The following is a 12,218-nucleotide window of genomic DNA, read 5'->3' on the forward strand; positions in this document are numbered from 1 at the left end:
ATAAAGTGTAAAAAAATAGTAGAGAAAAATGAAAGTAGGAGACGCAAGGGTATGCGTCTCGAAGTGGATTAAAATCAAAAAATTTTATCAATATGCTTCATTTTTATCTTTTGCTCCTCTAAGACCAGAAACTGCTCCCAGAATTCATTATTAGGTAAACCCGCCCGAATAAATAAAGGCTCTTTTTTCACGGGATGATCAAAAATCAAATTTTTAGCATGAAGGTTTATACTCCCATCCGAATTCGGTTTTGCAAAACCGTATTTAATATCTCCCCGGATAGGGCAGCCCATACTGGCTAATTGGACACGAATCTGATGAGGCCTACCCGTTAACGGCCGGACTTCCAATAACCAATGGTCATTCAGTTTTCCCAAAACTTTATAATCCAATTCAGCGCGTTTACTGCCTTCAGTTTCTCTTTTATGGGCTGTGGCCAAATTTCGATTTTCATCTTTGGTTAACCAATTGATTAGTCGTCCAGATTTTTCAGGAGGTCGTTTTTTTACTACTGCCCAGTAAATTTTATGAATATCTTTGTTTCGAAACAATTTATTCATCCTCTCCAAAGCCTTAGAAGTACGGGCAAAAACCACCACCCCACTTACAGGGCGGTCAAGACGATGAACAGTTCCCAAAAAAACCTTTCCAGGTTTTTCATATTTCTCCTTAATGTACTCCTTGCAAATTTCCACCAAAGGTGCATCACCGGTTTTATCGCCCTGCACCAACACCCCTGCTGCTTTATTCACAATCAACAGGTGATTATCTTCATATATTACCTGAAAATATTTCCCGTATTTCTCTGTATATTTATCCAAAATTTTGAATTTATTATTTTTTAGTAGAGCTCCGAACGTTTACAGATTCCTGAATCAAAATTCTGAGGTGAAATGGAATTTAATTGCGGGAAAATTATCCTGCACCATTTGTAACCAGGCTTTTGACTCCGCCATAAACACCAATTTTCCATCCTTGTCCCTTGCAATGTGCCTATACTTGGAGTCCATAAATTCCTTTAGTTTTTTCGGATCCTCACAACTAAACCAACACGCCTTAAATAAATTCATGGGCACAAATTTACAAGTTGCCCCATATTCATGTTTCAAACGATGTTGAATTACTTCAAATTGCAAGGCTCCAACAGTTCCTACCACTTTTCGGGAACCCAATTCATAAGAAAATAACTGAGCCACTCCTTCCTCCATCAATTGCTGCAATCCTTTTTCAAGTTGTTTGGTTTTCATGGCATCCATATTAACCACTTCCTTGAAAAGCTCGGGAGAGAAACTTGGGATTCCTTTAAAAATTCCTTTCTCCCCTTCGGTCAACGTATCTCCGATTTTTAAATTTCCTGTATCGTAAAGTCCAACAATATCACCCGGCCAGGCTTCATCTACAGTTTCCTTATCCTGGGCCATAAAGGCAGTAGCATTGGAAAATTTCAGTTTCTTATCTTGGCGGCTATGAGAGTAAGGTTTTCCCCTTTCAAATTTACCAGAACATACCCTCACAAAAGCAATCCGATTTCTGTGTTTTGGATCCATATTGGCATGAATCTTAAAAACAAAGCCTGAGAATTTATCTTCTGTAGGTACAATGAGACGTTGTTCTGTTTCCCGACCTTGAGGAACAGGAGCAATATCAATAAAACAATCTAGCAATTCCCGAACCCCGAAATTATTTACGGCACTTCCAAAAAATACAGGAGCCACCTCTCCATTCAAATACTCCTCCAATTGCAAATCAGGGTATACTTCCGAAACCATTTCTACATCTTCACGAAGTTCGTTGGCCAAGCTTTCCCCTACTTGGTCATCCAAAATTGAATCTTCAATATCATTGATGGAAACCACATCATCCTGTAATTCTCGCCGACTGGGTTGAAACAATAGCAAATTCTTTTCATACATGCTATACACCCCTTTAAAGGTTTTTCCCATGCTAATTGGCCAGCTCATCGGCTTTACCCGTATATTTAACTTCTCCTCAATTTCATCTAACAGTTCGAAAGGATCACGACCTTCCCGATCCAGTTTATTAATAAATACCAGAACTGGTGTGTTTCGCATCCGGCAAACCTCCATTAGTTTTTCGGTCTGTTCCTCTACGCCCTTCACACAGTCAATCACCATAATCACACTGTCCACAGCAGTGAGCGTACGGTAGGTATCCTCAGCAAAATCTTTGTGACCTGGTGTATCCAGCAAATTAATTTTAACATCTTTATATTCAAATCCCATTACAGAAGTAGCAACGGAGATACCTCTCTGCTTCTCAATTTCCATGAAATCGGATGCCGCATGCTTAGTAATTTTGTTTGATTTTACAGCTCCAGCTGTTTTTATCGCACCACCAAATAATAAAAGTTTTTCTGTCAAAGTAGTCTTTCCCGCATCAGGGTGACTAATAATTCCAAAGGTCCTTCTTCTGGCAATCTGTTGTTCTAAATTCATATATGCTGGTGTCCACAGAACTTTTCTAAAAAATCGTAAAGATATAACCTTAACGGTCAGCTGCTTAAATTCTTTCGTTTAAACAGCCGGCAAATTTACGGAATTGGGATTTAGGAATAAAGAATTACAGATGAAGATTAAAATGAAAGAAATCCTTAATTGTATTCTCAAATTCCTCCTTCCTAATTCCATATTGTTATTTAATCCCCTCGGAAAGATGTTCGAGCCTTGAACTAAGAGGTTTAAACTGTGGTATGTGGTATGATTTGTATCCTGCTAAGCAATTCGAAAGTGTGATAATTACTAAACAAACCTAAATAATATATATTCTTATCCCGCGGCAGGATGAATTTTATTAATCACTGAAAAACATTTACAGTAGTGAAAATATTCTTCAGGCCTTCAAGGCTACATAATTGAGGTGAATTATGTAAAGAAAGTATGTATCCAAAATGAAAAGGCAATTTCGAAATTTCCTACTCAAGGATGGCTAACTAAATGACAGAAAAAAATGAGAAGATTTGGCTTGGAAGAGTTTTTCACCATTTTGAATGAAGGAATAACCTATTATATTTATTTTGATTCTGCTTTGAAAAACTCTTTAAAAACATTAATCTACAAGGAGTTAAAAAATTAAATCAACTCTCCTTGATATGTTAAAAGTCTTTGGAAATAACTTAAAGCTCCTTAGTTTTTTGCTTTTCTTTTCTAACTGTACCCATAAAATTATTACACCTGGAAACTACAGCGAGAAGTTTGAGAAGGACATCATCTCTTTTGAAAGTGAGGGATATATTTTTAGGGATAATGGAAGGTTTGAATATTATTTTTCATCGGATATGCTATCTAGCTCAAAGTATGGAGCTGGAAATTATATGATTAAAAATAATAAGCTGCTTTTAGAATTTACCGATAAACTAGAACCTAAAGTCAATTCCTCAGGCAAAGCCCGTCCAATTTTAGTTGAGGATACAGCCCAAATCCATTATCAATTAGAAGTGGTAGCTGATACTGGAGAAAGTCTTCCTGGGGCAAACATTCTCCTTATGGATGAAAACCGCCAACTAATCGCCAAACAGCTTTCAGATTTACAAGGAAAAGCTGAGTTTAAATTACTAAAAAATCAGAATCCCATTTCGTTAAGAGTTGAATTCAACGGTCTTGAGCCTTTTGAACTAAATTTAGAGGAAGAAAAAAGTTTTCATTTTAACATAAAGCTGGTATCTAAGATGAAGTACGGAACCCAAATCCTTAAAAGTCAAGTAAATAAAAAAATCCGAATCAAGGACAATACTTTATTAATAAATGGAAAAGAATTTGAAAAGGTAAAATAGAAACCCTGACAAAGAAGGTGACCACTAGGGATGACATTTGGACAGTGGAACCCATAGTCAATTTTCTAAAGGAGCAGGTGGCTTTCATTTTCTACAGTTTGAGGTCCAATTTCCTAATTCCTGATTCAAATTTCGCTATTGTTACTTATCTTTGCGGCATGCAATTAAAGAACGATTTAATTCTGAGAGCCGCCAGAGGAGAAAAAACAGAGCGCACTCCTGTTTGGCTGATGAGACAAGCCGGAAGAATTCTTCCGGAATATAGGGCAGTAAGAAATCGATTAAGCGGATTTATTGAACTAGCCCAAACCCCTGAATTAGCTGCTGAAGTTACTATACAACCTGTAGATATACTGGATGTAGATGCTGCTATTATTTTTTCGGATATTCTCGTGATTCCGGAAGCTATGGGGCTACCTTACGAAATGGTAGAAAAAAGAGGCCCTTTTTTCCCAAAAGTGGTCAATACCCTTGATGACCTGAAAAAAATCAAGATTGCAGACCCGAAAACCGATTTAGGTTATGTGCTGGAGGCCATTCGTATAACCAAAAAAGAATTAAATGGACGAGTACCTTTAATTGGATTTGCTGGTGCTCCATGGACGATTTTTTCTTATATGGTAGAGGGAAGTGGAAGCAAGACCTTTTCAAGGGCGAAAAAAATGCTCTATACTGCTCCTGAGTTTTCTCATCGTTTATTGCAAATGATTACTGATAGTACCATTGTTTATCTGAAAGCGCAAATTGAAGCAGGAGCAGACATGGTACAAATTTTTGATTCCTGGGCCGGCATTTTGAGCCCTCAACATTATGCAACATTTGCCCTTCCTTACATTGATCAAATTTGTAAGGCAATCGAGGAAGTACCTGTTACTGTTTTTGCCAAAGGTGCTTACTTTGCTCGCAAAGCTATGGGGGAATTGGACTGTCAAACTATTGGTTTAGACTGGAATATGGATGTTCAGGAATCCCGTCAACTCATTGGTGCGAACAAAACACTGCAAGGTAATCTTGACCCTTGTGCCCTTTATGGATCATTTAAAGATGTGGAAAAAGCCACCAAAGAAATGCTGAACCAATTTGGCCCTCATCGTCATATCGCAAATTTGGGCCACGGTGTATATCCGGATATTGACCCTGAAAAAGTAAAATGTTTCATTAATACGATTAAGGAACACGGTTTTTAGTTGAGAGTTAAGAGTGGAGAATTAAAATATGGAGTCTTAATTAATTTCGCCTTTCATCTTTAATTCTTCACTCCTCAATAAAATTACCCAATCATCAAATGCGCTTTTGGATATCGGTAAGAAGTAGCTGAAACACGCCTACTTAGTACCAATGCCACAGTAAGAGTACCGACTCTCCCCACAAACATGGTTAAGGTAATTACTGCCATACTGGTTTCGGACAAATTAGCAGTAATCCCTGTACTTAACCCTACTGTTGCAAAAGCGGATACCTGCTCGAAGGCTAGTTTTATCAGCTCAATATTTGGTTCTGTAAGGGTTAAAACAAAGATTCCTAACAAATTAAAAATAACAGCAAAAACAAAAACGGTCATCGCTTTAAAAACCAATTCATTGGGGATAAATCTCCTTCCTATTTCAATTTTCTGCCTTCCTGTTAAGGTGGCCACAACAGAAGAAAGAATCACATAAAAAGTAGACGTTTTAATTCCACCTCCAACCGATCCCGAAGAGGCCCCAATAAACATCAAAAAGATAAGGATCATTAAAGAAGGAAGCCGCAAAGCACCGATATCAATGGTATTAAACCCTGCTGTCCGGGCCACTCCTGACTGGAAAAAACTGGTAATAACGGCCTCCCCCAATTTCATTTCTCTAAGTGTGTGGTTCTCTTCCAAAAGGAAAATACTTAAAGCTCCAAATACTAACAAACCAGCACTCATGTAAATTGCAATCTTAGTTCCCAACTGCCAATCTTTCCAAGGGTGAACCAATCGATCACGCATTCGAACTGGGGAAAAAACATCCTGTATGGTAGCAAAACCGATTCCACCCAAAATTACAATAGCCAAAATTACGATGTGTAGCAGGTAACTTTCTTTAACCAGGGGCTCATACATATTATTCGTATAAAGACTAAATCCTGCGTTACAAAAGCCCGAAACAGCATGAAACAAGGAGTAAAAGATTTTTTGCCAAATCGAGGTAAAAGGAACAGCCCCCCAAGTAAAAAAGATCAAAATAGCACCTATCCCTTCAATAAACAGGGTGAGTTTAAAAATCTGTTTCAATAATCCGATAGTAGAATATAAATCCTCACCACTTAAGAATTCCTGCAACATGGATTGGTGTTTTAACCCAATACCTTTGGTTAATGAGGCCGTAAAATAAGAAGCAAAGGAAATAATACCTAACCCTCCAAATTGTATGAGCAATAACAAAATCACATGCCCTTTAAAAGTAAAGTAAGTAGCTGTATCCACCACTATAAGTCCCGTAACACAAGAAGCACTGGTAGAAGTAAAAAGAGCATCTAAAAAAGGCATACTCCCTTCCATCACCGTCATCGAAGGAAGCATTAAAAGTCCGGTTCCTATACTAATTAACAAAAGGAAGCTAAGCAAAAATATAGTTGCAGGCTGCATGGGAATCCTAGAAATTCCAGTGGTCACCTCCACAAAGCTATACGCCACAAAGAAAAATAAATAAACCCCCAGCATCATTTGGTAAAACTCATATACCCCCAGAGAGGGCGTATAGCTCAACCACCGTGTCAACCATTCATCGCTGTAAACAGAATGTGTGATTACGTGAAGAAGCAATAGAAAGGCAAGTACTGCCCTGAATTTATTCTGTTTTAAAAATTGGATACGTTGGAAAGAGTATAGCCAACGCCCCAGAAATGTCAAAATATGAAAAGTGAAAAAAATATTTAATCCCTTCAATCCTATCTTCAAACTTGCTGTATCGGGATCAAAACCAATGATGTATACTAAGATTGCCAATGCCCCTAAAGAGGAAAGAAAATAAACTGAACGAATGGTGGTAACCGCCCGACTTCGAGAAGTATAAAGAAAATGATTTAGCTTCTCTACCCACTCATTTATTTTTCTTCGAAACATTGTGCCTAAAAAATAATCTTGAAAATAATTCGCATTAAAAAGGGCTAAGTTATAGGTAAAACTTTAAACTTGCTATTTTACCCTCCAAAATTGATAGAAAGCCCATATCAACATTTTAATTCCGAATTAAGAACGATAAAAATGGGTACAATAATGAATAATTAGTACAAAAGAGGGAACTTTAAAGACAAAAAAATTTGAATCTCCCTTCACAAAAGGAAATATTTAAACTTACCCTTAATTTAATATCCTTAAAAAACATTTTAGCCAATTTAATTAGTCAATTACCCTCGGTATAGATGCTTAATTTGTGATTCAGAACGGTTCTTGATAATTTCGGCCCAGGATTGATAAATAGGAGTAAAGAATAAAAAGTTGGAACACAGTTCGCTTAATTTCCCGTTTTGATTCCAAATTCGTAATTAAATAAAAAATTCACGATTAACTCATGAAAGCAGAAGACTACAATAAAATATTCTGGCAAAGCATTGAAGATTATCACGAGAAAGATGACGTCAACACTCCTTGTAATAATCCTTTTGCTGAAGGAACTCTGGAAAACCTACTATACCGGAAAAATTGGATAGATACAGTGCAATGGCACTTAGAAGATATTATACGAGCCACTGACATAGAGCCGAAAAAAGCCTTAAAAATAAAGCGGGAGATAGATGCTTCCAACCAAAGAAGAACTGATTTGGTAGAACAAATTGATGATTTCTATTTTGACAAATACGAATCGGTTCAAGCCAAAGAAAGTGCCCGTATCAATACCGAAACTCCCGCCTGGGCGATTGACAGGCTTTCCATTCTTAACCTTAAGATTTACCACATGAAAGAGGAAAGCCTTCGAAAAAATGCCAGCGAGACACATATTAAGCAGTGTCGTCATAAATTAGAGGTACTCTATGCCCAACAAAATGACCTTTCCCAGGCCATAGACCAGCTTTTGAATGAAATTGAAAGCGGAAATTGCCTTGTAAAAACGTATAAACAAATGAAAATGTACAATGATCCGGAGCTGAATCCCGTTTTGAGGAAACAGTCATGAGGAAATTTTTAGTTATAAGGCTTTCAGCATTTGGAGATGTTGCCATGAGTGTTCCGGTAATACGGGCGGTTTGCACCCAAAATCGGGACATTCATCTTTGTATCTTAAGTCGAAAACATTTTCAACCGCTATTTAAGGGAATTCCTAACCTTTCCTTTATTGAACCTGACCTTTATGGAAAACATAAAGGATTGAAAGGTCTTTATCGGCTTTATAAAGAAGCATCTAAGGGCAATGATTTCGAAGCCGTCATCGATCTACATGATGTTTTGCGTTCCCGAGTGCTTTCCACCTTTTCAAGATTATCGGGAAAAAATATTTACCGAATTGACAAAGGCAGAAAGGAAAAAAAAGCCCTTATCTCACAAGCGAATAGAATACTTAAGCCCTTAAGACACACCACAGAAAGATATGCCGATGTTTTTCGCAAAGCAGGTTTAAAGGCAGACTTAAAAGCGCTTCAGCCACAAAAAAACCTTTTTAACCCTTCTGAAAAACTAAAAAAGTTAACCGGAGAGAAAGAAAAAGGAATAAAATGGATTGGCATTGCACCTTTTGCCTTCCACACTGAGAAAATGTATCCTCTCGAAAAAATGGAAGAGGTAATTGGTCGCCTTAATCAGAAAAATGTTCATATTTTTCTGTTTGGAGGAGGAGAAAAAGAAAAAAAGGCAGCATCTGAGATAGCTTCCTCCAAAGAAAAGGTAACCTCTATAATTGGAGAATTGGATTTAAATGATGAATTAGCCTTAATGGCCCAAATGGACGTGATGCTCACTATGGATTCTGCCAATATGCACTTGGCTAGCCTGGCAGGGACAAATGTAATTTCTATTTGGGGAGCCACTCATCCCTTTGCAGGATTTACCGCTTTTGGTCAGGACGAATCGAAAAATTTAATCCAAATTCCCACAGAGCAACTCAATTGCCGTCCTTGTTCCATTTTTGGAAATAAACCTTGCTTCAGAAAAGACTGGGCTTGCATGAATTGGATTGCTCCGGAAAGAATATATGAAAGGGTAATAGAGGTTTTAGGTGATGAATAATTAATAGTGAATAAGGTCTTTCACTTTCCACTATTAATTATTCATTTTTAATTATTCATTAATTCAATTTTGCCAAAACCTCCTTAATGCGTCTCAAAGCCTCTTTCAAATCTTCATCGGAGGCTGCAAATGAAATTCTGATACAATTTGGTTCACCAAATGCTTCTCCTGTTACAGTAGAAACATGGGCATGGTCCAGGATATATAAACACAAATCACTGGCATTGTTTATAGTTACCTCACCATCTGATTTTCCGAAGTAATCACTAATATCCGGGAAGATATAAAATGCACCTTGCGGAAGGTTAGCTTTTACACCAGGGATCTCATCAATTAAACCTTTTACCAGTTCTCTTCTTCGCAGATAAGCCGCAGCCATTTCTTTAGTTGGGGCCATATCCCCTGAAATTGCGGTTACTGCCGCACGTTGAGCAATAGAACATATACCTGAAGTTACCTGACCTTGCATTTTCTGACAAGCTTTTGCTAACCAAAGTGGCCCTGCCATATATCCCACTCTCCAACCGGTCATGGCATATCCTTTTGCAAATCCATTTACCGTTACAGTTTGCTCCAACATACCTGGAATCGCTGCCATACTGGCATGAGCTCCGGTAAAGTTAATATGCTCATAAATTTCATCAGCAACCACCATTATATTTGGATGCTTTTTGACCACCTCGCCAATGGCGCCTAATTCTTCTCTGCTAAAAACAGCACCTGTAGGGTTACATGGAGAAGAATAAATCACCGCCTTGGTTTTATCGGTAATAGCAGCTTCTAATTGAGCAGCACTTGCTTTAAAGTCATTTTCAATTGTTCCTTCAATAAAAACCGGAGTACCTTCTGCCAATTTGATTATCTCGGCATAACTCACCCAGTAAGGAGAAAATACAATTACTTCATCTCCCGGATCTAAGAGGGCCATAAAAATATTGGCCAGGGTATGCTTAGCTCCAGCCGATACCACAACATTTTCCGCTTTAACATCAATATGATTATCCTTCTGAAGCTTTTCGGCTATCTTTTCCCTTAGGTCCTGGTAACCTGGAACCGGAGGATAGGCAAAATACAGGCCTGAATCAATAGCCTCCTTGGCAGCTTCCTGAATATGTTTGGGAGTTTTAAAATCTGGTTCTCCCAGACTTAAACTAATAATATCAATTCCTTTGGCCTTATAGTCTCTGGCTTTCTGGGCCATGGCCAATGTTGCGGACTCGGATAACGAGTTGATTCGGTTTGACAGCATATCCATTTGGAACACAAATTTTTAAAAAAATCTAAACGTGGCCAAAAATACTGATTTCGCGGAATACATGCTAATGCTATGAATTAAAAAAGGGTTAGGATTTTTTTGAAACAATTTAATTTTTTTCCTCCTTTTGAATAAAGGAGGATTTTTTTGAAATAATAGGTAGGAGCATATCCCTCCAAGCCAACCATTTTTCACCTTAATTTCCCTTTTCATTCTATTCTAAAAGAAGATCATCTTCCACTCGTATCAATTAAAGAAGGGAAAGCCTGCAACCCCAAAAGTTTTGCGATTGAAGGATATCATTATCGTAAATTAGATTGGGAAACGGAGGCTTTGTTAAAAAATCCCTGCTGGTTAACCACTGAAATTTGATTAAATCCACTTTGTGTTTGACTTGACCTATTCCCTATTCCATGCTGATGAACAAAAGTAACGCTAAAAGCAGATTTGGTTTGGCTTTGGTTGGCTATATTTAAAGCACCCTCTTGATCCACTTCTTGCAAATCAAAGGCACTTGCCAGCTGACTTTGCCTAGAAATATTCAATACCCCCTTTTGTCGAATATTTTGCCTAGAAACCAAAACGCCAATTTGGGACTGCGAAGCAATATTCAGTATACCTCTCTGCCGGATATTTTGGCGAGTAAAAAGAGCTAGCACCTGATTTTGACGAGCAATATTAAGAACTCCGTTCTGCAGAATGAATTGGTTACCAATTAAGGTAAGTGTTTGGTTTTGTCGGGCAATATTTCCAAGTCCAAACTGCAACACCAATTGATGACTGAGAAAAGCAAAAGCCTGAGATTGTATGGCTTGATTCAATATTCCAAATTGAAAAACAACCTGTCTATTCCCTATTCCATCCAAACTAGATAGGCTTGCAAAATTCCCTATCCCATTCTGAAATATAAACTGAAGATTTCCTATACCTCCAATTTGTCTTTGACGAGCAATATTTCCAAGAAATGCTTGTAAAGCTATTTGCCTATTGAACAAACCTCCCACTTGTTTTTGAGTTGCTTCATTGAAGCTGCCTAATTCTTCAGCAACCTGAATGTTTCTATCACCAAAAATCTGGATCTGACGAACCCTATTTGCACTTCCTACAGAAAACACCAGTTGAGTGTTATTTCTTCCTGCCACCTGAACCTGTAAAGCCTCATTAAAGCTTCCTAATTGAATCGCATCCTGTAAGTTTAATTTACCAAATACTTGCACTTCGGTAACTTCATTATTAGAACCTAAGGTTTGCAGTGCCATTTGAGTATTCAAAACACCCCCAACCTGAACCTGGGTCATTGTGTTTTTCGCCACAAATTGAACTCCTCTTTGAGAATTTGCAATCCCCAGGCCAAGTTGAAATTGATTCATAGTATTCCCAAATCCAAATTGCTCAGCAGTCATCGTGTTGTGAATCCCATTTTGAATACCAGTGTGAGAGTGAAGTACCCCTACCTGGGTAACCGTTTGTGTACCCAATAAAGCTTCCTGATCTTCTGTAGCGTTATTGAGTACCCCAAATTGATCAACCGTATTGCGGTTAATTTGTCCAATTACAACCGTTCCAGCTAAACAGCACCCCAGAATGGCTAGTACAAATCTTTTCATTTTCATAGCTTTTTAGTTTTATGGTTAAAGATTTATGAAATAACGAAGGCTCTATTCTTGCTTAAGAAAGGGATAACGGAAAACCTACTTTAAAGAGAGGTAGGATGTCTATTGAGATCTTTAATTTCCAAATTGCATTAGCAATGCCTACCTTTCCCCTTCAAGAAAAAAAAGAAATACTTATTTTATCTGCCATAACTGAGAAAGTCAAAACTGCTATCATTAATTTTGTTTTTGGGAAATTGGGATGGTGCAGGTTTTTTATTTTAAACCCAGCCAATGTTTGAGCGTCAGGATGACGTTTAGGGTCCATATCGCCAGGGAGCAAATTAGAATCAAACCAATTCTAGGATAGAAACTCTTTTTTGTTCAATGAGAGCA

Annotated in this window: 9 protein-coding genes; 4 read left to right on the forward strand and 5 right to left on the reverse strand. The window is 37.8% G+C overall.

Features of this window, described 5'->3' with window-relative positions; translation table 11 throughout:
• Window positions 1-74: 74 nt before the first annotated feature.
• Both E1171_RS17410 and E1171_RS17415 read right to left on the reverse strand, forming a co-directional pair.
• Window positions 75-821, reverse strand: a complete 747-nt coding sequence (locus E1171_RS17410; protein WP_155207332.1) for an RluA family pseudouridine synthase — start codon at window positions 819-821, stop codon at window positions 75-77.
• A gap of 54 nt (window positions 822-875) precedes the next feature.
• On the reverse strand, window positions 876-2,456 hold the full coding sequence (locus tag E1171_RS17415; RefSeq protein WP_155207333.1) for a peptide chain release factor 3: 1,581 nt from the start codon (window positions 2,454-2,456) through the stop codon (window positions 876-878).
• Between the two features lie 653 nt (window positions 2,457-3,109).
• On the opposite strand from E1171_RS17415, the gene E1171_RS17420 reads away from it, so the two are divergent.
• Complete coding sequence (locus E1171_RS17420; RefSeq protein WP_155207334.1) at window positions 3,110-3,790, forward strand: hypothetical protein; 681 nt, start codon at window positions 3,110-3,112, stop codon at window positions 3,788-3,790.
• Between the two features lie 158 nt (window positions 3,791-3,948).
• Entirely contained in the window at window positions 3,949-4,977 is a 1,029-nt protein-coding gene (gene hemE / locus E1171_RS17425; RefSeq protein ID WP_155207340.1) for a uroporphyrinogen decarboxylase, read from the forward strand.
• An 83-nt stretch (window positions 4,978-5,060) separates the two neighbouring features.
• On the opposite strand, the gene E1171_RS17430 is transcribed toward hemE, so the two are convergent.
• Entirely contained in the window at window positions 5,061-6,878 is a 1,818-nt protein-coding gene (locus tag E1171_RS17430; RefSeq protein WP_155207335.1) for a TrkH family potassium uptake protein, read from the reverse strand.
• A 448-nt stretch (window positions 6,879-7,326) separates the two neighbouring features.
• Here E1171_RS17430 and E1171_RS17435 point away from each other — a divergent pair, with 448 nt between their 5' ends.
• Together E1171_RS17435 and E1171_RS17440 are read left to right on the forward strand one after the other, a co-directional pair.
• Window positions 7,327-7,929, forward strand: coding sequence for a DUF4254 domain-containing protein (locus E1171_RS17435; RefSeq protein ID WP_155207336.1), 603 nt, complete (start codon window positions 7,327-7,329; stop codon window positions 7,927-7,929).
• Complete coding sequence (locus E1171_RS17440; protein ID WP_155207337.1) at window positions 7,926-8,975, forward strand: glycosyltransferase family 9 protein; 1,050 nt, start codon at window positions 7,926-7,928, stop codon at window positions 8,973-8,975. Before E1171_RS17435 ends, E1171_RS17440 begins: the two co-directional genes overlap by 4 nt.
• 58 nt (window positions 8,976-9,033) lie before the next feature.
• On the opposite strand, the gene E1171_RS17445 is transcribed toward E1171_RS17440, so the two are convergent.
• Window positions 9,034-10,230 (reverse strand): pyridoxal phosphate-dependent aminotransferase, encoded by a 1,197-nt coding sequence (locus E1171_RS17445; RefSeq protein WP_155207338.1) that lies wholly within the window; start codon window positions 10,228-10,230, stop codon window positions 9,034-9,036.
• 302 nt (window positions 10,231-10,532) lie between these two features.
• Window positions 10,533-11,837 (reverse strand): hypothetical protein, encoded by a 1,305-nt coding sequence (locus tag E1171_RS17450; protein WP_155207339.1) that lies wholly within the window; start codon window positions 11,835-11,837, stop codon window positions 10,533-10,535.
• Window positions 11,838-12,218: the final 381 nt, after the last annotated feature.

This window comes from Xanthovirga aplysinae (assembly GCF_009711365.1).
Lineage (GTDB): Bacteria > Bacteroidota > Bacteroidia > Cytophagales > Cyclobacteriaceae > Xanthovirga > Xanthovirga aplysinae.

Excerpts from the sequence above, each read along its gene's own strand:
- E1171_RS17415 (WP_155207333.1), bottom strand. The coding sequence starts at position 2,456 with ATGAATTTAGAACAACAGATTGCCAGAAGAAGGACCTTTGGAATTATT.
- E1171_RS17420 (WP_155207334.1), top strand. The coding sequence starts at position 3,110 with ATGTTAAAAGTCTTTGGAAATAACTTAAAGCTCCTTAGTTTTTTGCTT.
- hemE (WP_155207340.1), top strand. The coding sequence starts at position 3,949 with ATGCAATTAAAGAACGATTTAATTCTGAGAGCCGCCAGAGGAGAAAAA.
- E1171_RS17430 (WP_155207335.1), bottom strand. The coding sequence starts at position 6,878 with ATGTTTCGAAGAAAAATAAATGAGTGGGTAGAGAAGCTAAATCATTTT.
- E1171_RS17435 (WP_155207336.1), top strand. The coding sequence starts at position 7,327 with ATGAAAGCAGAAGACTACAATAAAATATTCTGGCAAAGCATTGAAGAT.
- E1171_RS17440 (WP_155207337.1), top strand. The coding sequence starts at position 7,926 with ATGAGGAAATTTTTAGTTATAAGGCTTTCAGCATTTGGAGATGTTGCC.
- E1171_RS17445 (WP_155207338.1), bottom strand. The coding sequence starts at position 10,230 with ATGGATATGCTGTCAAACCGAATCAACTCGTTATCCGAGTCCGCAACA.
- E1171_RS17450 (WP_155207339.1), bottom strand. The coding sequence starts at position 11,837 with ATGAAAAGATTTGTACTAGCCATTCTGGGGTGCTGTTTAGCTGGAACG.